At 63.9% G+C, this 20082-nt stretch carries 24 protein-coding genes; 20 read left to right on the top strand and 4 right to left on the bottom strand.

Going from position 1 to position 20082, the window contains the following annotated elements; translation table 11 throughout:
* Positions 1 to 146 precede the first annotated feature (146 nt).
* The 9 genes from IPF85_RS19125 to IPF85_RS19085 all read left to right on the top strand — a co-directional run bounded on the left by IPF85_RS19125 (position 147) and on the right by IPF85_RS19085 (position 5026).
* Complete coding sequence (locus IPF85_RS19125; RefSeq protein ID WP_343409659.1) at positions 147 to 338, top strand: hypothetical protein; 192 nt, start codon at positions 147 to 149, stop codon at positions 336 to 338.
* A gap of 219 nt (positions 339 to 557) precedes the next feature.
* Positions 558 to 917, top strand: a complete 360-nt coding sequence (locus IPF85_RS19120; protein ID WP_343409658.1) for a M23 family metallopeptidase — start codon at positions 558 to 560, stop codon at positions 915 to 917.
* The gene (locus IPF85_RS19115) at positions 853 to 1290 is read left to right on the top strand and encodes a hypothetical protein (RefSeq protein ID WP_343409657.1); all 438 of its coding nucleotides are present in this window, start codon (positions 853 to 855) and stop codon (positions 1288 to 1290) included. Before IPF85_RS19120 ends, IPF85_RS19115 begins: the two co-directional genes overlap by 65 nt.
* 475 nt (positions 1291 to 1765) lie before the next feature.
* On the top strand, positions 1766 to 2197 hold the full coding sequence (locus IPF85_RS19110) for a nucleotidyltransferase domain-containing protein (RefSeq protein ID WP_343409656.1): 432 nt from the start codon (positions 1766 to 1768) through the stop codon (positions 2195 to 2197).
* Positions 2198 to 2430: 233 nt separating this feature from the next.
* Positions 2431 to 2739 (top strand): DUF4258 domain-containing protein, encoded by a 309-nt coding sequence (locus IPF85_RS19105; protein WP_343409655.1) that lies wholly within the window; start codon positions 2431 to 2433, stop codon positions 2737 to 2739.
* Between the two features lie 2 nt (positions 2740 to 2741).
* Positions 2742 to 2972, top strand: a complete 231-nt coding sequence (locus IPF85_RS19100; protein WP_343409654.1) for a YgiT-type zinc finger protein — start codon at positions 2742 to 2744, stop codon at positions 2970 to 2972.
* Between the two features lie 142 nt (positions 2973 to 3114).
* The gene (locus IPF85_RS19095) at positions 3115 to 3750 is read left to right on the top strand and encodes a DNA-processing protein DprA (RefSeq protein WP_343409653.1); all 636 of its coding nucleotides are present in this window, start codon (positions 3115 to 3117) and stop codon (positions 3748 to 3750) included.
* A 113-nt stretch (positions 3751 to 3863) separates the two neighbouring features.
* Entirely contained in the window at positions 3864 to 4463 is a 600-nt protein-coding gene (locus IPF85_RS19090; protein WP_343409652.1) for a type IV toxin-antitoxin system AbiEi family antitoxin domain-containing protein, read from the top strand.
* Entirely contained in the window at positions 4460 to 5026 is a 567-nt protein-coding gene (locus tag IPF85_RS19085) for a nucleotidyl transferase AbiEii/AbiGii toxin family protein (protein ID WP_343409651.1), read from the top strand. Before IPF85_RS19090 ends, IPF85_RS19085 begins: the two co-directional genes overlap by 4 nt.
* A gap of 41 nt (positions 5027 to 5067) precedes the next feature.
* On the opposite strand, the gene IPF85_RS19080 is transcribed toward IPF85_RS19085, so the two are convergent.
* The 4 genes from IPF85_RS19080 to metG all read right to left on the bottom strand — a co-directional run bounded on the left by IPF85_RS19080 (position 5068) and on the right by metG (position 7960).
* The gene (locus IPF85_RS19080; RefSeq protein WP_343409650.1) at positions 5068 to 5418 is read right to left on the bottom strand and encodes a nucleotidyl transferase AbiEii/AbiGii toxin family protein; all 351 of its coding nucleotides are present in this window, start codon (positions 5416 to 5418) and stop codon (positions 5068 to 5070) included.
* Positions 5415 to 5819: a hypothetical protein gene (locus IPF85_RS19075; RefSeq protein ID WP_343409649.1), complete on the bottom strand. Its 405-nt coding sequence runs from the start codon at positions 5817 to 5819 to the stop codon at positions 5415 to 5417. Before IPF85_RS19075 ends, IPF85_RS19080 begins: the two co-directional genes overlap by 4 nt.
* Before the next feature lie 44 nt (positions 5820 to 5863).
* Complete coding sequence (locus IPF85_RS19070) at positions 5864 to 6016, bottom strand: type IV toxin-antitoxin system AbiEi family antitoxin domain-containing protein (RefSeq protein WP_343409648.1); 153 nt, start codon at positions 6014 to 6016, stop codon at positions 5864 to 5866.
* Positions 6017 to 6214: 198 nt separating this feature from the next.
* Positions 6215 to 7960 carry a methionine--tRNA ligase gene (gene metG / locus IPF85_RS19065; protein WP_343409647.1) on the bottom strand — a complete coding sequence of 582 codons (1746 nt, stop codon included), beginning with the start codon at positions 7958 to 7960 and terminating at the stop codon, positions 6215 to 6217.
* A 202-nt stretch (positions 7961 to 8162) separates the two neighbouring features.
* Here metG and IPF85_RS19060 point away from each other — a divergent pair, with 202 nt between their 5' ends.
* The 11 genes from IPF85_RS19060 to IPF85_RS19010 all read left to right on the top strand — a co-directional run bounded on the left by IPF85_RS19060 (position 8163) and on the right by IPF85_RS19010 (position 20048).
* The gene (locus IPF85_RS19060) at positions 8163 to 8930 is read left to right on the top strand and encodes an NAD-dependent deacylase (RefSeq protein ID WP_343409646.1); all 768 of its coding nucleotides are present in this window, start codon (positions 8163 to 8165) and stop codon (positions 8928 to 8930) included.
* A gap of 247 nt (positions 8931 to 9177) precedes the next feature.
* A complete protein-coding gene (locus tag IPF85_RS19055) occupies positions 9178 to 9393 on the top strand; it encodes a hypothetical protein (RefSeq protein ID WP_343409645.1) in 216 nt (71 codons plus the stop codon).
* A 346-nt stretch (positions 9394 to 9739) separates the two neighbouring features.
* The gene (locus tag IPF85_RS19050; protein WP_343409644.1) at positions 9740 to 11263 is read left to right on the top strand and encodes a radical SAM protein; all 1524 of its coding nucleotides are present in this window, start codon (positions 9740 to 9742) and stop codon (positions 11261 to 11263) included.
* 56 nt (positions 11264 to 11319) lie between these two features.
* Positions 11320 to 12711, top strand: coding sequence for a radical SAM protein (locus tag IPF85_RS19045; protein WP_343409643.1), 1392 nt, complete (start codon positions 11320 to 11322; stop codon positions 12709 to 12711).
* Entirely contained in the window at positions 12705 to 13562 is an 858-nt protein-coding gene (locus IPF85_RS19040) for a methyltransferase domain-containing protein (protein ID WP_343409642.1), read from the top strand. Before IPF85_RS19045 ends, IPF85_RS19040 begins: the two co-directional genes overlap by 7 nt.
* A 52-nt stretch (positions 13563 to 13614) precedes the next feature.
* Positions 13615 to 14619 carry a radical SAM protein gene (locus IPF85_RS19035; RefSeq protein WP_343409641.1) on the top strand — a complete coding sequence of 335 codons (1005 nt, stop codon included), beginning with the start codon at positions 13615 to 13617 and terminating at the stop codon, positions 14617 to 14619.
* Positions 14616 to 16040: a radical SAM protein gene (locus IPF85_RS19030; RefSeq protein WP_343409640.1), complete on the top strand. Its 1425-nt coding sequence runs from the start codon at positions 14616 to 14618 to the stop codon at positions 16038 to 16040. Before IPF85_RS19035 ends, IPF85_RS19030 begins: the two co-directional genes overlap by 4 nt.
* Before the next feature lie 260 nt (positions 16041 to 16300).
* A complete protein-coding gene (locus IPF85_RS19025; protein ID WP_343409639.1) occupies positions 16301 to 16933 on the top strand; it encodes a HemK2/MTQ2 family protein methyltransferase in 633 nt (210 codons plus the stop codon).
* Positions 16934 to 16945: 12 nt separating this feature from the next.
* On the top strand, positions 16946 to 18070 hold the full coding sequence (locus tag IPF85_RS19020) for a glycosyltransferase (RefSeq protein ID WP_343409638.1): 1125 nt from the start codon (positions 16946 to 16948) through the stop codon (positions 18068 to 18070).
* The gene (locus IPF85_RS19015) at positions 18067 to 19149 is read left to right on the top strand and encodes a GNAT family N-acetyltransferase (RefSeq protein ID WP_343409637.1); all 1083 of its coding nucleotides are present in this window, start codon (positions 18067 to 18069) and stop codon (positions 19147 to 19149) included. Before IPF85_RS19020 ends, IPF85_RS19015 begins: the two co-directional genes overlap by 4 nt.
* Complete coding sequence (locus tag IPF85_RS19010) at positions 19149 to 20048, top strand: PIG-L deacetylase family protein (RefSeq protein ID WP_343409636.1); 900 nt, start codon at positions 19149 to 19151, stop codon at positions 20046 to 20048. Before IPF85_RS19015 ends, IPF85_RS19010 begins: the two co-directional genes overlap by 1 nt.
* The last annotated feature ends 34 nt before the right edge of the window (positions 20049 to 20082 follow it).

Below are 20082 nucleotides of genomic sequence, written 5' to 3'. Positions count from 1 at the left end.
GGTCGCCCTGCTGCAAGGCTCGATCACGATCGAGATGTCAAATACCTCATTTGCCCTCTTGACCGTGGGGTCTACGTGTTGATTCAGCAGGCCGAGAACAACATCCTGGTGCCGCGCATCATCGGCCAGAGCGTCAATCTGCACCGTTGGTGGTGCTGGTTGGCGTCATCGTCGGCGCCACCCAGGCCGGCATCCTGGGAGCCTTTCTGGCCGCGCCGGTGCTGACCACCCCTGCGCGTGGTGGCCGGTTACATGTACGCCAAGCTGCTCGATCTGCCGCCCTTCCCGCGCCTGACGCGCCAGGCGCGGGACGCCGCCTGGCTGGCGGCAGCGGCTGACCAGCGCCTGGCAAGGGTTGGGCAACAGCGCCAGGCGTGCCGCTGTCCCTGCGCAGTCAAACGCCGACGCGCCGGCAGCAGAGACCGAAGATACGGCCTGAAACAAACGCTCGGCAAGGCAGGAGGACTCATGCCCATTCGTTTTCCTTCAACGGCACTTTTCACATGAGCCAGAAGTTTGGCGGTAACCCCGCTTTGTGCTAATTCTCGTACGACGGCGTGCCCCTGAAAGGCCACAATGGACTCGATTATGGCATGCCTAACGGCACCGCAATCGTGGCGGTGGACGACGGCGACGTGATCGAAACAGGCTTCGAGGCCAACGGCTTCGGCAACTACGTCAAACTGCAGCACCGTTGGGGCGAGAGTCTGTATGCGCACCTGGAAAGTACGACGGCCAAAGAGGCGGACAGATTCACAGCAGGCGCAGTCATCGGCATCTCGGACCACACGGGCGCCTCCACCGGGCCGCACCTGCACTTTGGAGTTCGCATCAATCCCTACTCGCGCAAGGATGGCTGGGGCGGCTTCAGCGACCCTGAGCCTTACCTGGCCGGTACGCAGCAACTCCCCCGGTGAACAGACGCCACAGACCTGCCTGGCGCTGGTGCTGCCTGGCGACACGCAGCCGCTGGGCTGGTACCGCACGGCCTGGAGCAACGAGAAACAGCAGCGCGAGCAACTGACGCGCCGCGTGGCCGCGCTGCAGGAGCAGTTCGACGTGGAGCGCGCCGACCTGCGCGAGCAAGCCGATCTCTGGCGTGACCAGGTGGCCCTCCTGGTCAAGGAATACACCGGCAGCCAGCCAACCACCGACCCCATCCTGGCCCTGCGTGCGCTGATCAAGCGGCTCAAAGCAGCCAGTGATCCCACTGACCCCGGAATTGGGAGAAACCGTAGAGAAATCCGTCTGCTGATCGCATTTGGGATAACAGCCACGAGATGTGGATAACTTTGGGGAAAAACCCCTACCGCGTCGTGGATACTGGGGATAAGTGCATCTTTCCCAACCCTATCCCAACCGCCGGCAGCCCTAGATATGTGCCTTGCACACCCCGCGCGCCACTACATCTAGTGGTCAACGATTTGTACCACGGTTGCACCAGGCCACGAGGGTGAAATTTGGCCGGTCAGTTATTCTACTTGAATCCACAATCTATCCAGAACAGGCCCCCGCGGCAGGCCACAAGATGTAGTGCATCAGCGCCTTGTCACCCCCATCCCTTGTGGTAAAGACCAGCAGACGACCCCCTTATCCACAAATCCACAGCCCCTACTACTACAACTAACTTATCATCATCTACAAGACGAATGACAACCTAACTTCTGCGCAGACTTTCGATTGACCCAAATAGATGCTCGCTGTATACTAACGACCAGTGAAATTTTGCCGTATTGCGCTGTCAGGATCCCATGGGAGGTAGGCAATGACTCATGATCAGTTGCGTCATCTGACGGCCAAGGAGAAGCTGGCCCTGCGGGAATACCTGCTGCGGCTGCGACAGGTATTCGGCAGCGAAGTGCTCTCTATCAAGCTCTATGGCTCCAAAGCGCGGGGAGATCATCACGAAGATTCCGATCTCGATCTGTTGGTGCGGGTGGAGCAGGACAACCGGCAGGCCTACGCGAACATGTACTTGATTGCCTCGGACATCGAATTGAAATACGACCTTATTTTGGGCATGATGTTGGTAGGTCCAGCACACTACAACCTAATGCGCCGATTGGGGGAGCCGTTGTACGGAAATGTCCAACGGGAGGGAGTCGAATTATGGACGAGGACACCAAGCTCCTTATTTTGGCTCCGACGGCCCCCCCCCGGACCTCGCCACCGCAGGAGCTCCTCATTCGAGGGGTAAATACCGGGTAGCTGTAGCGATACCATCTGTATGATGCTCGGCGCTTTGCCAGAGCCAGTCGCCTTGAGCCGGGCATCTGGACCGTATCCGCCATTCTCCCGAAGAAGTTGGCGAGAGGCGATGGCAAAGTCCTTTTCAGGACAAGAGGCTTCGCCATTGGCCCGGGGACGTGACGCTGGAGCGAACGAAGTGTCGGCTGAACGGATGGGCGAATCTACAAATGGCGGTAACGCATGGAAACGTTAGCTGAAATTCGCGCCCGACTGGTGGCCGGGCAATTCGAGTTCAGCCGGCACGCCCTCCGGCGCGCGGTGGAACGCAACATCAGCGAGGCCGAAATCCGGCAGGCTGGAAGGCGCGCCCGGATCATCGAGGACTATGCCGATGACAAGTACACGCCGAGTTGTCTGCTGCTCGGATTCACCGACGCGGAGCGCCCCTTACATCTACAGGTCTCTCGCGCCGACGCCGAACTGGTCCGCATCATCACGCTTTATGAGCCGGACCCTGCCGAGTGGTATAATTACGTCGAACGGAGGTGAGTATGTTTCGCTGTCAGGTGTGTGGCGCCATCGAGGCTCGTTCTGAGGTAGTGAGCGAAGTGTTTCTGGTTGACGGACTGCCGGTGTTGGTCGAGGATATCCCCGCAGTTGTTTGTGCGCGTTGCGGCGACGCAACGTTCAGCCGCGTGACGACCGAACGGATTCGGCGCATGGTCCACGGCCAAACGCCTCCCGTCAGATCTGTGCGCGCCGATGTTTTTGCCTATGCCTGAGTCTCGGCGCTTGCCTTGGCAGATCTCGCAGATTCGGTGACTTCCAGAAATAGCCGATGCCGGCCCGAAGGCCGGCATCGGTACTCCTTCTACTCATGGTAGATGAGCTAACATCATTAGCGCACGCGGAAGCCAAATGTCAATGGGTTTTTTACATCAGACAGGAAAATCACTGCTGTCTCTGGTGAGCGCCGATCCCCAATACCCCGCGGCGCTCAGGGCTTTTCTCGGCCAGACGGCCCCCGCGGTCGTCTCCGCGCTGGGCGACCCGGCCCTGTTCGACAGCCACCCCCTGGCGCTCTTCTGCTCAGCGCGCTGTCCCGGCAGCCTCATCGTGCAGGCCACCGACCTGGCCCACGCGCTGGCCGACCGCGGCGCGGCCGTCATCGGCGGCTTCCACACGCCGGTGGAGCGCGCCTGCCTGGAGATTCTGCTGGCCGGCGCCGGACCGCTCATCGTCTGTCCCGCGCGGGGGATGGTCAAGACGATTCCTGCTGAATTTCGCCAGCCGTTGGCGGCCGGCCGGCTGCTCTTGCTCTCGCCGTTCGCCGAAAGCGAGCGCCGCGTCACGGCCGAGCTGGCGGCCGCGCGCAACCGCTTCGTCGCCGCGCTGGCGGCGCGCGTGATCTTCATCCACGCCGCGCCCGGCGGCCGCACCGAGGCCCTGGCGACCGAGGTGATCGGCTGGGGCAAGCCGGTCTACACGTTGGCGCATCCGGATAATCGGAACCTGGTGGATGGGGGGGCGATGGACGTGTGTACTCTCGTGGGGAGATAGCCCTTGGCGTCAAGAAGGGTTTTCAACAGGAATCGCTTGTCTAATTTGACACGTTCTTTCTTTCTGAGGATAATGTGTGCAAATTGTAAAGTTTCATTTTGTTTTTTACACACATGAACAAGAACGCCTCTTCACCCGATCACGATCAGCTTTATCAAAGCGCCGAAGCCCAGGCCGGTTACTTCACTGCCGCCCAGGCCAGGCAGGCCGGATTCAGTCACGCCTTGCTGTCGCACCATGTGCGAGCAGACCTCTTCGAGCGCATCTACCCGGGCATCTATCGCTTGAAACGTTTTCCGTCCTCGACTCATGAGGACCTCTTTGTCGCTTGGTTGCGCGCTGGCCAGAATGCTGTCATATCGCACGATAGCGCGTTGGCGCTCTATGACCTCTCGGACCTGCTGCCCAGTGAGATTCATTTGACTGTATCACGTACCGCTTCACGCCGCCATCCTGGCCTGCGCCTGCACACCAATCGGCTAGAACCTGGCGACGTCACTACTTATGCTGGTTTACCCGTCACGACCGTTGCGCGCGCGATCCGCGATCTCGCTGCCAGCGGGCTGCCCGAAGAATTGATCTGGCAAGCCGCCCAGGAGGCGCTGCGACGTACACTGACCACGCAAGAACAACTGCGCGCGATGGCCGGCCGCCGTAGTGGCCGCGCATACAGATTGATTGAGCAAATACTCAATGCGAGGAGTATCTCATGAAGTACGCCACCGGCGCCGATTTTCGCCGCGCTCTGGAGACTCGTCTGCGCACGCTCAGCCAGCGCGATGGCGCGCCGCTGGCGAGACTGCGCAAGTTCATCGCTTTCGACCGCTTACTGGCGCGTCTGCTCTACGCTGAACCCGAAGCCTGGGTGCTCAAAGGCGGTCTTGCGCTTCAGCTTCGTCTGGGCCAACGCGCCCGCACAACCAAGGACATGGATGTCATGTGGCGGCTATCAGCGCCTGATCTGCACCAACTCCTGGCCAATGCAGCATCTCTGGATGTGAACGACTGGTTTCGCTTCGTGGTAGAACGGACGCAAGGCGAAGAGGATCTGCTGCCCGGGGTGGGTTTGGTGGGAGCCGCCCGCAACCGGCCCGCGACGTTGTCGTCTCCACCAGCCAGTTGGGCCCAGCCATTGCGCAGAATGGCGGATGAAACGGCTCTCGCATGGCGAGATCTCGACGACGCTGTGAGGGCCGCACAGAAATTTGTGGATCCCGTGCTCCAACACCAAAACGCAGGCAGGTGGGATCCGATCCCGTGGACGTGGGAAGGATAGCGACTTCCGGCTACATGCAGCGCTTCCAGGATCGCCGCGCGTCATTCCTGGTGACCTTCTGCAATCACACGCTGATAGGCCCCGAAGCCATCGGCTGGCACATCTATGGCGCAGAGCACTCTAAAGACATCGCCCAGCGTCGCCACATCCGGCGAGCCGTAACCCAACAGGTCCATATCGCGCGTCGGCCGCCAGACCGCCTCGCGCCAGGCAGTAAACAAGAACGCTCCCTTCAGCACGAACCGCCGCTGATACTCTGAGCAACTCAATCGGTAAAGCAGGCGTTCCAGCGCATAGCGTACGAGCACCAAATCGTACGGCAGTTGGGTGTGGTGCGCCAGGTTCAGCAGCCGATCATGCACCGAGTGGCTCAGGTTGCGAATTTCCTTCATACCAGACTCTCCAGATAAGCCTGCATCACATTGGTCATACGACAGATGGTCGCGTAGCGCCAGAGTTGATCCATGGTGAAGCGTCGCTCTCGCCAACCCGCGCGCAGCGCCTCCAGCGCAACCTCCAGCCCGATTTTATTGCGAAACTTGAAGCAATCCACCACGGTCTTGGCCGGATCGTAGACACGCACCGCAACTCCCTCGATCAGGTGCTCTTCGATCCCTGCCGCCAACGCGGCCGCAGAAAAACGTACGATGCGCAGCGGCAGCAAATCAGTCTTGGGCGCGCGGGCCGAATTGCCGAGCGCCAGCCAGACCTCAGCCGGCGACTGGGTGGTCAGGTTATGGTAGCGGAGCGCAGACAGCAGGCAAACCATGCCCTGGGGGACGCGGCGACACACCTCGGCAAGCGTATGCTGCTCGGTGATCTCAACGCTGCGGCTTCTTATACGCCGCGACCGATGCGTTCAACGAGTCCTTCCTGCACAAGACGCCCCAGGTAGGCGCCGGGTAGGCCACGCGCGACCAGGTCGCACGGGCGCAGCACGCCTTGCTGGCGGGTCAGCGCTCGAGCCTGTTCCATCTGGCTGCCGGACATGGTGACCTCATATTGTGTTATAATACGCATGTAAATATAGATAAATACATGCGTATTATAACAATACGTCCTGACTTGTCAAAATTCGCACGCAAATCCACGGGATGCTGGGCCAGATAACCCGACATCGCTGTCAACTACAAAGCCCGACCAGTTCCGGTCGGGCTTTGTGGTGATTCGTTGCCGGTTCGACCGCGCTCACACCCCAATTTCGTTGGCGACCACGCTCTCGTCCAGTTTCTTGTACAGCGCCGCGGGTTCGCGCAGCGCCTGGCCCACGGGCAGGCTGCCCGGCTCCCAGCGGCCGATCGCCGGGCTGCCGTCGTAACGCAGCACCTGATGTGCGCCGCGGGCGTCGCTGACGGTTTCGGTGACCTGGCGGCCAAACAGTTGCCCGTCATAGCCCAGGTACTCATGCACCAACTGCGACGTGTGGGGCAGCACCGGGCTGTAGAGCGTCTTCAGCCAGTCAATCGCCTGCAGGGCCACGTACACGCTGGTGGCCGCGGCCTGGGCGTCGGTCTTGATCGTCTTCCAGGGTTCCTTGTCGTTCAGATAGCGGTTGACCTCCTGCGACAGGCGCTGCGTCTCGGCCAGGGCAGCCTTGAACTTGCACGCGGCGTAGAGACTGCCCACCGACTCGAAGCCGCTGCGCACGGTGGCCAGCAGCGCCTCATCGCTGGCGTCCAGGGCCGCGGGCGCGGGCACGCGCTGCTCATAGCGCTTGTAGGCAAAGCTGAGCATGCGGTTGACCAGGTTACCCCAGTTGGCTAACAGCTCGTTGTTGATCCTCGCCACGAACTCTTCCCAGGTGAAATCGCTATCGTTGCTCTCCGGCGCCATCGCGGTCAGCACATAGCGCCACGGATCAGGGTCATAACGCTCCAGCACATCCAGAATGGCGATGACGCGCCCCCGGCTCTTGCTGAACTTGCTGCCCGACATCGTCAGGAACTCATTGGCCGGCACATCGTACGGCGTTCCCAAACCACCATAACCCAGCAGCATCGCCGGCCAGATGATGGTGTGGAAGGGGATGTTGTCCTTGCCGATGAAGTTGTAGATGCGCACATCCGCGCCCGCGTCCCACCAGGCGTGCCAGGCGTCCGGTTGACCGCTGATCTGCGCCCATTCCTGCGTCGCGGACAGATAGCCGATCACCGCGTCGTACCAGACGTAGATGCGCTTATTCTCGAACCCCGGCACGGGGATTTCCACGCCCCAGTCAATATCGCGCGTGATGGGCCGGCCGCGCAGTTCATGATTCTCGATTTGCGCCTTGCTGAAGTTGAAGACGCTGGCGCGCCAGTGGGCCTTACGGCCATCGTTGATCCAGGCCTCCAGCGCGGGGTTGAGTCGCGCCAGATCCAGGAAGAAGTGCTCCGTGTCGCGCGCTTCAAGATCGGTGCCGCCGCTGATCTTGCTGCGCGGATTCTTCAGCTCGGTCGCGTCATAGGTGCTGCCGCAGTTGTCGCACTGATCCCCGCGCGCCTCGGTGTATCCGCACACCGGGCAGGTGCCTTCCACATAACGGTCCGGCAGCCAGCGCTGATCGCTCAGGCTGTAGATCTGCTTCTGTGTGTCCCGGTAAATATACCCTTTGCGCAGATGGGTCAGGAACATGTCCTGGGTCACAGCCCAATGGTTGGCCGTGTCGGTGTGCGTGAACAGGTCGAACGTCAAGCCGAGCTTGAGATAGCATTGGATCATCAGGGGATGAAAGCGTTCGACGATCTCCGCGGGCGTCACCTTCTCCTGGTCGGCGCGCACGGTGATGGGCGTCCCGTGCGTATCGGAGCCGGATACCATGAGGACGTTGTTACCCCGCAGGCGATGATAGCGCGCAAAGATGTCCGGCGGCAGGTAGGCGCCGGCAATGTGCCCGATATGTTGTAGCCCGTTGACGTAGGGCCAGGCGACACAGACAAGTATGTTCTCAGCCATGGTTGCACCAGCTCTTGATTCCGGGATGTGTGATCTCATGCATCTCATCCACGGAAGGTTCGGTTGAAGCGGTCTGCTTCAAGGACGATTTTACCATAGGGCCGCGGGTTGCCCAATAAACCGTCTCAGAGTAAAATAGCCCTGAGCCTATGCCGATTGCAAGGCTGCACAGGCTACGTTTACGCAACGATCGAACGACACCATGCATACCATTTCACTTGATATTCCCCTCGGTTTGATTCACGCCCTGCGCAGCGCCCAACATGTGGCCGTGTTGACAGGCGCGGGCGTTTCGGCCGAAAGCGGCGTGCCCACCTTCCGCGAGGCGCAGACCGGACTCTGGAGCCAGTACAATCCCGAAGACCTGGCGACGCCGGAGGCTTTCCGTCGTCAGCCCGCGCTGGTGTGGGAGTGGTACGCCTGGCGCCGCCGCCTGGTGGCCGCGGCCGAGCCTAACGCTGCCCATCGAGCGTTGGCGGCGCTGGAGACGCTGGTTCCCCGCCTGACCCTCATCACCCAGAATGTGGACGGCCTGCATCAGCGGGCTGGCAGCAGCGATGTGATCGAGCTGCACGGCAACTTGCAGCGCATTGTCTGCTCACGCGATCACCAGGTTGCGACCTCCTGGGTGGAGACGGACGATGTACCGCCCCGCTGCCCGCAGTGCCAGGCCCTGTTGCGCCCGGATGTGGTCTGGTTTGGCGAGAGCCTGCCGTTCCGCGCCCTGCAGGCGGCGCTGGACGCGGCTCGTGATTGCGATGTTTTCCTGAGCGTGGGCACATCGGCGATTGTGCAGCCGGCTGCATCCCTGCCATATGAGGCCCTGGAGCATGGCGCCATCACGGTAGAGGTGAACCCATCGGCCACGGCTCTGACTGAGCATGTCATGTATGCCTTGACGGGATCGGCCGGACAGGTGTTGCCGGCCTTGCTGCACGCCACCTGGCATGATGCCCAAATCGCATCCTAGCAGCCGCCCCCCCTCCCGCCGTTGTTTGCCTTGGGGTACGGACCCCCCCCCCCCCCCCCGGTGCGCCGCGCCCTCCGACGGGGGCTGGTCAAAGAACAGGCTCCCGCTTTTCTTGAGCGAGATGCGCACCAGAATAGGCAGGCGTTCCCTGACAAGCCCTGAGTAAACATGAATTTCTCTCGCATCACCCCCAACCGGGTCGGGCGGCACACCCGCCCTGCATTGTTTCAGGAGGACAAAAGGACGTATGAGCAAAAAAATTGCCGTGTGGGTCGCTTCCATGTTGGCCGGTTTGATCGCGGCCTATCTGATCATTGCGCTGCTGGGCATTCCGGCCGAACGCTTTGGAATCAGTTTTCTGATCGGAACGACTTTCTTCGTCGGGTTGATCTTCATGATCCCCATGGATCATTTTATTCATGCCGGAATCTTGGGTGATCCGACACCGCGCAAACAGAAATAGGCCGCCGCCGAATGAATTCGGGGCGAAGGGGCGTTCCGCCACAACGCTGGCCTGCAGCGACCAGCGCCGCGCCCACGCAAGTGGACGCGGCGCTGGTACGCCCCTCAGGGGCGATTTCAATCGCTGATCGCCGTCGCCCGAATTTTTCTAACATCTGTTGACTTTATTGCAAACTTGACAGCCGCCCGCAAAGCGCGTATGATAGCCGCCCATCTGACCCCTGTGTGATTCGGCCCTTGTGCCACGACTTGCGCAGCATTCCTTTTCGCCGGCCCGTGCCCTGCAACCTGGCACGGTCTGGTGAATTGCCCCACATGCGTACCCGTTTCAGGCGGAGAAACGAAACATGCTTGATGTGCTACTTGCCCATTCCTATTTCTTGCGCTACGACCAAAAGCAGGTTGAGAAGATGCGGCCTTACCCGCCACTGGCCACGCTGTATGCAGCCAGCTATCTGCGCAGCGTCGGTTACTCGGTTGCGCTCTTCGATGCGATGCTGGCCACCGGTGAGCACGAATTCGAAGCCGCCCTGGCGACATACGCACCGCGCTTTGTCGTGTTGTACGAAGACAATTTCAATTTCCTCAGTAAGATGTGCCTGACCCGCATGCGCGAGGCGGCCTGCACCATGAGCCAGGCCGCCCATCGCCGCGGCGCCACCGTCATTGCCTCTGGCTCCGATGTCACCGATCATCCAGAGATTTATCTGCAGCACGGCACGCAGTATGTCATCCTCGGCGAACCAGAGCACACCTTGCGCGAACTGCTCGACGCCTTGCGCGCCGGTCAGCCGGCGCGCGCCTCGCTCATCCCCGGCCTGGTTTTGCCTGACCCGCAGGCGCCCGGCGGTTTGCACCACACCGCCAGGCGCAATCCCGAACGTTACCCGGATGTTTTCCCCTTCCCCGCCTGGGATTTGCTCGATGTCGAACGCTATCGCGCCGCGTGGATGCAGGCGCACGGCTTCTTCAGCCTGAACATGGTCAGCACGCGCGGCTGCCCTTTTCACTGCAACTGGTGCGCCAAGCCGATCTGGGGCCAGCGCTACGCCATGCGCTCGCCCGCCAATGTGGCCGCGGAGATGGCCTGGATCAAGCAGCACCTGCGGCCCGATCACATCTGGTTTGCCGATGACATTTTTGGCCTGCGCCCCGCCTGGGTCGCCGAGCTGGGGCGTGAGGTGGCGCAGCGCGATGCGGCCATCCCCTTCATGATTCAGTCGCGCGTGGACCTGATGACCGAGGACGCGGTGGCCGGTCTCAAGCAGGCGGGCTGCGTCGAGGTGTGGATGGGCGCGGAGAGCGGTAGCCAGAAGATTCTCGATGCCATGGACAAGGGCACGCAGGTCAGCCAGATCAAGCTCGCCCGCCAGCGCCTGAAACACGCGGGTATCAAGGCCTGCTTCTTCATCCAGTTTGGCTATCCCGGCGAGACCTTCGAGGACATCATGTCAACTGTCCAACTGGTGCGCGAGACCTTGCCTGACAACATTGGCATCAGCGTGAGCTATCCCCTGCCGGGCACCAAGTTCCACGACCTGGTCAAGGAGCAGTTGGGGCCAAAGACGAATTGGGTAGACAGCAACGACCTGGCAATGATGTTCCAGGGTTCCTATCAGTCTCCTTTCTATCGCAAGCTGCACCGGGTGCTGCACCGTGATCTGGAACTGCGCCAGCGCCTGTCCCAGCTTTCTACCAACGGCCACGGTCCCGTTGATGACGTGGCGTTGCTGGCCTCGCTCGATCACCTCAGCCATGAGTGGCTTGACTTGGGGCGCCTGGAAGTGCTGCACCGCAGCGAGGCCCCCACCACGATCGTGAAACCGTACGGTGAGTTGGCCGCACCCGATCTCAGCCGCGATTGGAATTGAACCAGCCTGGCGCCGCCGGGTTGAACATGAAAAAGGGGGCTGCACGCATAGTCAAGATGCCTGACCTATTACTGACCCATGGCTACTTCCTGTGGGAGGACGAAAAAGAGCGGCAGATCATGAAGCCTTACCCGACCCTGGGGCTTCTGTACAACTCGGCCTATCTGCGCCGCGCCGGCTTCGATGTGGAGATTTTCGACACGACCTTCAGCCGCAAGACCGACCTGGTGGCGCGCCTGGCGCAGACGCCCGGCGGCGTGCTCGGCATCTACACCAACCTGGTGACACGCGGCCAGGTGGTCTGGATCATCGGCGAAGCCAAGCGCCGCGGCTGGACCGTCATCTGCGGCGGGCCGGAGTCGGCCAACTACACGCACGAGTATATCGCCCAGGGCGCCGATGTGGTGGTGGTCGGCGAAGGGGAAGTCACCCTGGCGGAACTGTTGCCCGCCTTAGCGCAGCAGGGGCCGCATCGTCTGCACGGGATTGCCGGCACTGTCTTTTTGGATGAAGAAGGGCAAATTGTCCGCAACGCCGAGCGCGCACAGATCGCGGACATTGACAGCCTGCCCTGGCCGGACCGGGAGCAGATCAACATCAGCCAGTATGTGGATGTCTGGCGCACGCACCACGGCATGGGCAGCGTCAATCTGATCACGGCCCGCGGCTGCCCCTACAAGTGCAAATGGTGTTCGCACGCGGTCTTCGGCTATTCACACCGCCGCCGCAGCTACCTCGACTGCGCGGCCGAAGTGCAGCACATCGTGGAGACCTACAAGCCAGATCAGGTCTGGTACGCGGATGATGTGTTTACGATCAACCACCGCTGGCTGTACGAATATGCCGCCGAGTTGAAGCGGCGCAATCTGCGCCTGCCCTTCGAGACGATCTCTCGCGCGGACCGCCTGCTGAAAGAGGATGTGCTCGCCACCCTGGCCGAGATGGGCTGCTACCGCATCTGGATTGGCTCCGAAAGCGGCAGCCAGCGCATCCTGGACGCGATGCAGCGCGGCGTCACCGTGGAGCAGGTGCAATGGGCAACCCAGGCGGCCCAGCGGCACGGTATCGAGGTGGGCATGTTTCTGATGTGGGGCTATGACGGCGAAGAGATCGAGGATATCGAGGCTACGATCGAGCATGTGAAGAAGGCCAATCCCAACATCTTCTTCACCACCGTGGCCTACCCAATCAAGAACACGCCATACTATGAGACCATCAAGGACACGCTGCGCCTGGATCGTGACTGGGTGGAGGCCACCGACCGCGATTACGTGGTGCGCGGACGGCACACGCGTCAGTATTACCGCTTTGCAGACCAGTGGCTGCGCAACGAGGTCGCGGCCCATCGTTTGAACGGTCAGGATGCCGGCGAGGCCCTGCGCCTGCAGACCCTGGCACAGGAAGCGCGATCCGGTTTGCTGGCGACGGCAGCAGAACAGGAATGTTGAGCGCCGCCGCCTTCGATGACTCGGCCGCGACCTACGATGACGCGTTTACGGAGAGCACCATCGGTCGCCTGCTGCGCGCCGCGGTCTGGCGACGGCTGGATGCGCAGTTCCGCGCCGGCGATCGCGTGCTGGAGCTCAACTGCGGCACCGGCGCCGACGCCATCCACCTGGCGCAGCGCGGCGTCCACGTGCTGGCGACGGACGTTTCCGAGGCGATGCTGGCCGTGACCCGCCGCAAGGTGGCGCAGGCTGGGATGGAGGAATTGGTTCAGGTGGCAAAATTGGACATCGCCGATTTGGCCGCATGGGGGAGTTCACTGAGATCAGAGACCAGAGATCAGAGATCGCAAGACGATGACTCGTCGCCCTCCCGTGACCCAATCTCCGATCTCCGGCCTCCGGTCTCCGGCCTCCTCTCCAACTTCGGCGGGCTGAACTGCGTTGCTGACCTGGCTGGGGTGGCGCAGGCGCTGGCCGGATTGCTCAAGCCGGGGGGCCGGGCGATTCTGTGCATCATGGGGCCGTTGGCGCCCTGGGAATGGGCCTGGTATTTGCGCCAGGGGCAGGTGGGCAAGGCGTTCAGGCGTCTGCGGCGTGACGGCGTTCCCTGGCGCGGGCTGACGATTCGCTATCCGTCCATTGCTGCGCTGCGGCGAGCGTTTGCCCCCATGTTTACGGTGCAGCGCGTCAGCGCCATCGGCGCCCTGCTGCCGCCATCATACGTCGAACCGTGGGCGGCTCGTCATCCAGCCCTGCTGGCCCGGCTGAATCGCATCGAGCGCCGGTTGGAAACAGCCTGGCCGCTGCCCTGGCTGGCGGACCACTACTTGATCGAAATGGTGCTTCACTGATATGACAACGTCGCAACCCCAGTCACTGTCTGGCCCTCGCCGGGAAGCGGTTTTGCCGCTGCCGCGCGTGGACCCGATCACGCAGCTGCCCATCCTGATCCTGTTCCCGCACAGTCACTGCAACTGCCGCTGCCTGATGTGCGACATCTGGCGCGCGACCACGCGTGACGAGGTGCCCGCGGCCGCTGTGGCGCGCTGGCTGGACGAATGGCAGCAGTTGGGCGTGCGCCAGGTGGTGTTGAGCGGCGGCGAGGCCCTGATGCACTCGCACCTGTGGGAACTGTGCGCCCATCTGCGGCGGGCCGACATCAGCATCACCCTGCTCACCACCGGTTTGCTGCTGGCCAGGCACGCCGCGCAGGTGGTGACCTATTGCGACGAGGTGATCGTCAGCCTCGATGGCCCGGCCGCGATCCACAACCGGGTTCGCAACATTCCCCGCGCCTACGAAAAGCTGGCGGCAGGGGTGGCCGCGGTCAAGGCCGCCGATCCCCGCACGACCGCTGCGGCCCGCTGCACCGTGCAGCGCGCAAACTATCGCCATTTGCGTGACGTGGTGACCGCGGCGCACGAGCTGGGTCTGGATCGCATCAGCTTCCTGGCGGCCGATGTCAGCACAGACGCCTTCAACCGGCCGCTCGGTTGGGATGACGAACGGGTCATGCAGGTGGCGCTGGCGGCCGATGATCTGCCCCGCCTGGCGCAGGAACTGGACGCGCTGGAAGCCGATTTTGCGGCCGATTTTGCCGCCGGTTTCATCGCCGAGTCGCCGGCCAAGCTGCGCCGGCGCATCCTGCACTACTACACGGCCCTGCTCGGCCAGGGCGAATTCCCGCCCGTGTCGTGCAACGCGCCCTGGGTCTCCACGGTCATCGAAGCAGACGGCACGGTGCGCCCCTGTTTCTTCCAGCCGCCCCTGGGCAACATCTACCAGGCGCCCAGTCTGACCAGCCTGCTCAACGCGCCCGCGGCCGTGGCCTGGCGCCAGGGCCTCGATACCCACCGTGACGCCATCTGCCGCAAGTGCGTCTGCTCTCTTGCTCTGCGTGCCTCATGAACCTGATGCGCCGCCACAAAGTCGTCCTCTACAACCCGCAGGCCGTTTTCTTCACCATGCCCCTGGGCCTGCTGGCCGTCGGCTCTGACCTGGACCCGGAGCAGGTCGAGGTGGTCATCATTGATGGCCGCCTGGAGCGCGACCCGGTGGCCGCGGTGCTGGCGCACGTGGATGATGCGCTCTGCCTGGGAGTCAGCGTGTTGACCGGCGCGCCCATTCGGGATGCCATTCGCATCTCGCGGGCCGCCAAAGCGCGCCGGTCCGACCTGCCGGTGATTTGGGGCGGCTGGCACCCGTCGCTGTTTGGCGCGGCGTGCCTGGCAGAAGCGGCGGTTGACATCACCGTTCAAGCGCAGGGAGAGGAGACCCTGCGCGAGATCGTGCGGCGCCTGGTCAACCACGAGAGCCTGGAGGGCTGCCTGGGCTGCACCTACCGCACCCCCGCCGGCGAAATACAGGTCAATCCCCCGCGGCCGCTGCGCAACATCAACACGTTTCGGACGCACAATTACGGCTTGCTGCCGGTCGAACGCTACTATCAGCTCAAGGGCAAGCGCCAGCTCGACTACATCTCATCGCAAGGCTGTAACTTCCGCTGCGCCTTCTGCGCCGACCCGTTTGTCTACAAGCGCAAGTGGGTCGGGTTCGAGCCGTCGCGCGTGGCCGCCGAGGTAGAGGCGCTCTGGCAGCGTTACCGCTTCGATGACCTGTCGCTGCAGGACGAAACCTTCTTCACGCGCGCCGATCGCGTCGAGGCCATCGCCGAGGAGTTCATCCGCCGGCGGCTGCCCATCACCTGGGCCGGCACCATGCGCGCGGACCAGGGCGACCGCCTGCCCGACCGGGTCTTGCAGCGCTGCAAGCAGTCGGGTCTGCGCCGCGTCATCATTGGCGTGGAATCCGGCTCGCAGGCCATGATGGATTGGATTCGCAAGGACATTCAATTGGAACAGGTTTTCATCAGCGCCGAGAAATGCCTGCGCCACGGCATCCGCGTCATCTTTCCGTTCATCGTCGGCTTTCCCAACGAGACCGACGAGAGCGTGCAGGCCTCGCTCGATGTCATCAAACGGCTGCGTCGCCTCAGCCCCGACTTCGAGACGCCGATTTTCTTCTTCAAGCCCTATCCCGGCTCCCCCATCACCGATGAAGCAGTGCGCCAGGGCTATCAACTGCCGGCCACGCTGGACGAATGGGCCGATTTTGATTTCATCGGCTCGGCCGGGCCCTGGGTCAGCCCGCAGCGCTACCGGCAGGTGGAGCGATTCAAGTTCTACGCGCAACTGGCGTGGGACCATCCCACCCCGTTGAAGCGCCCATTCCAGGTGCTGGCGCAGTGGCGCTGTCAACGCGACCTGTACGCCTTGCCGCTGGAACAGGTGGTCAGCCGCTGGCTCTGGCCGGCGCAGAGGTTGTCGTGATAGAGCGGAGATTGGAGACCTGAGATTGGAGATTGGGTCACGGGAGGGCGATGATGCGTCGGGGGAGAGTGGAGAGTGGGGAGCGGAGATTGAAAATCGCAGGCCGATCGCCGCCGAATGAATTCGGGGCGAAGGGGTGTTCCGCCACGAGGTCGGCCTACGCCGACCGGGCTTTGCGTCCACGAAGGTGGACGCCCGGCGGTACGCCCTTTAGGTGCGATTTCAATCGCCGGCTGTTGGCGGTTGTCGCGCGGGGGTGGTTGGCGCTGCGTTACCGTGTGCTGAGCCGTCGCTATGGCCGCCTGGTGCTGGAGGAGATTGACGGCGTGCCGTTGGTGGTTCTGCCGCAGGTCTTCAATCCGGTGCTGCTGCGCACCGGCGCGTTCCTGGCGCGCACCGTGACGACCCTGCCGCTGCCGGCGGGGGCTGAGGTGCTCGACCTGGGCGCGGGTTCGGGCGTAGGGGCCATCTTCGCAGCGCGGGCCGGCGCATCCGTGATCGCCGTGGACATCAACCCGGAGGCGGTGCGTTGCGCGCGGATCAACGCGCTGCTCAATCACCTGGAGCACGCCATCGAAGCGCGTCAGGGCGACCTGTTCGCGCCGGTGGCCGCGGCGCGCTTCGACCTGATCCTGTTCAATCCCCCGTTCTACCGCGGCCGTCCCCGCCGCCCGCTCGACCATGCCTGGCGCGGGGAAGATGTTTTCGAGCGTTTCACGGCCGGCCTGGCCGCGCATCTCAAGCCGGGCGGGCAGGCGCTGTTGATCCTGTCTTCGGACGGCGCGGGCGACGAGCTGCTCGCTAGTCTGCAGGCGGCCGGGTTTGAACAGCAGGTGGCGGCGCGGCAGGATTTGATCAACGAAATCCTGACCGCGTACCTGATCACGCGGTAGCGGGGCGTTGTGATGAAAATCGCCCTGATTGTGCCCGGCGGCGTGGATCGCAGCGGCCGCGAGCGGGTGATTCCCGCGCTGCTCTGCTTGATCGAGCGCCTGGCGGCCCGGCATCGCCTGCTGGTGATTGCGCTGGAGCAGGAAGCGACGCCTGCCAGCTACGAGCTTTTGGGCGCGCAGGTGATCAACCTGGGGCGCAGCCCGGCCCGGCTGCCCGGATTCGGGTTTGGGCAGCGTTTGCGCCAAAGCCTGGCGGCCCTCGCGGCCCACGGCGGGGCCGATGTCATCCACGCCTTCTGGCTGGGCGCCACCAGCACCCTGGCCCTGGGCGTTGGCCGCTGGCGCAACATTCCGGTAGTTGCCAGCATTGGCGGCGGTGAGTTGACCTGGCTGCCCGACATCGGCTATGGCGGAGCCGGTTCCTGGCGCCATCGGCAGCAGGTCAGGCTGGCGCTGCGATTTGCCCAGGCGATCACCGGCGGCAGCCGCTTCGTGCTGGCGCCCGTCTTGCCCATTCGGCCCGATGCGCGCCTGGTCCCGCTGGGCGTGGATGTGCGCCGCGTCGCCGGCGACCTGCCGGCCGTCGCCCGGCCGCCCGGCCCGCCCTGGCGCCTGCTGCACGCGGCCAGCATCAACCGCGTCAAGGATCAGGCCACGCTCCTGCAGGCGCTGCGTCTGCTGGCGGATCAGGCCGCGGAGGTGCATTTGGACTGGTTTGGCGGGGATACCCTGGGCGGCGAGTTGCAACGGCAGGTATCTGCGCTTGGTTTGGAGCGCCACGTCACCCTGCATGGCGTGCAGCCAAGCGACGTGCTGGCGCCCTATTTTCGCCAGGCGCACCTGTACGTGCAGTCGTCGCGGCACGAGAGCCAGGGCGTGGCGGTGTGCGAAGCCGCGGCCGCGGGCGCGCCCACCGTCGGTACGGCCGTGGGGCTGGTGGCGGAACTGGCGCCGCAAGCCGCCTGGGCCGCACCGGTCGGCGATGCGGCCGGGCTGGCCGCAGGCATCCTGACCTTGCTGGCCGATCCTGCGGAGCGCGACCGCCGCGGCCGCGCCGCGCAGGCCTGGGCGCAGGCGTTCGACGCCGATTGGACAGCCGCCGCGTTCGAGGCCATTTATCAGGAGGTGATCGGGTGAGCGCAGATCAACCGCAGCCGGACGCCAGGCTCCCCGCGCTGCGCCCTTACCAGGCCGGGGACGAAGCCGCGTTGACTGCCCTTTTTGCCGCGGCCTACGGCCACCCGCTGTCCGAGGCGCTCTACCGCTGGAAACTGACCGGCCTGCCGTCGCCGACGCCCAATGTGTGGGCGGCCTGGGAGCAAGACAGACCGATCTTTCACTACGCCAGCATCCCAACCCCGTACCGGACGCCGGACGGCCCGGCCATCCTGATGACCGGCGCAGATCTGATGACCACGCCCGATCAGCGGCGTCGCGGGCTGCTCACCGCGTACGCGCCGCAGATCTATGAAACCTGGAGCCAGGCCGGGCTGCCGTGTACAGTTGGGCTGCCCAACGAACGCTGGGGATCGCGTGCGGATCACCTGGGCTGGCAGCCGCTGCTGCCCCTGGCCTGGCTGATCCGGCCCCTGCGCCCGGAGGCGCTCATCGCCCGCCGCTTGCGCCTGCCGCTCCTGGCGCGGGCGGCGATCATCGGCCGCTTGTGGCAGCGCCGCGGGCGTAGCAGGCCGCCGCTGGGAATCGAGGTGCAGTCCGTGACGCAGGCCGACGGGCGCTTTGATCGGCTGTGGCAAACCGCGCAGCCGCGCCAGGGATACTGCGTACAGCGCGATCGGCGTTGGGTAGACTGGCGCTTTCTCTCCGCGCCGACCGCTGAGACACGCTGGCGCTATCATCTTTTGCTGGCTCAGCGCGGCGACGATCCGGTGGGCTACCTGGCTTACCGGGTGCAGGCCGAGGCCGGGCGCATGACCGGCTTCATCGCCGACCTGTTCACGGCGCCCGCGGATGAGCCGGCCCGGCTGGCGCTGCTGGCACAGGCGCTGCGCGTGCTGTATGACCTGGGCGCAGAGAAAGTGGCAACCCTGGCGCTGCCGACCTCCCCGCTCTATCACAGCCTGGCGCAGGCTGGATTTCGGCCGGCCCTGGGCGCGTTCACGGTCAGGGTGCGGCCGTTAGCGCAGGCGCTTGATCTGGACACCCTGCGCCAACCGGCCAGTTGGTATCTGACCGGCAGCGATTTCGATGTGATCTGATGGTTCAGCAAGCATTGCGCTGGCTCAAGCGCCGGGCGGCGGTTATCGCCGAACAGGGATGGTGGCTGGCATTCTGGCTGGCCGGCGCGGTCAGGCGAGCGACCAGGGCGGTTGGCCCGCGGGTAAAGCCATGGTCAACGCCGGGCGGCCAACGCGTGCTGGCCCTCGCGCCCCATCCTGATGATGAAGCGTGCGGCTGCGGCGGCGCGCTGCTGCGTCACCGGGCGGCCGGCGACGCGGTCACGCTGTTGTATGTCACCGATGGCCGCCGCTCCCGCAGCCTGGGCCTGTCGCCTGACGAGATGGCCGCTCGGCGCCGGGCCGAGGCGGCGCAGGCCGCGGCGGTTTTGGGCGTCACGGTCTGGCATTGGCTGGGCCTGCCAGAGTGGGAGTGGGAGATCGAGGACCTGGCGCCGCGCCTGTTGGCAGAGCTTGAAACCGGCCAGCCAGACGTGATCTACGCGCCGTCGCGGGTGGATTTTCATCCCGAACACTGGAAGGTGGCGCATGCGCTGGCTGTGGCGCTGGCGCAGTGGCCGGGAACGCCGCGGGTGCGCGTCATGGCCCTGCAGGTTCCCCTCGGTTCGGCGCTGACGAACCTGGTAAGCAGCACCGCAAGCGTTGGGGAGCAACACCGGGCCGCCATCGCCGCGCACGCGTCGCAGGTTTACAGTACGGCGCGCACGCAGCGCATGCGGCGCTACACCGCCGTCGCCTGCGGCCTGCCTGGCGAGGCCGAGGCGTTTTGGGAAATGACCGCGGCCAGGTATCAACGACTGCATGCCAGCGCACCATCTACCTGGCCGATCGTTTTTCGCAGCCTGCGCGCCGGCCCGTGGACTGACGGTCTGGCGTATCTGTGGGGCCGGCGTACACGTCATACGCTGAGCCGCGATTGATGAGAGGGGCTTTGTGCCCATTCACCTCCGTTGG

Source organism: Candidatus Amarolinea dominans (assembly GCF_016704685.1).
GTDB lineage: Bacteria > Chloroflexota > Anaerolineae > SSC4 > Amarolineaceae > Amarolinea > Amarolinea dominans.
This window is presented reverse-complemented; position numbering and strand designations above follow the sequence as displayed.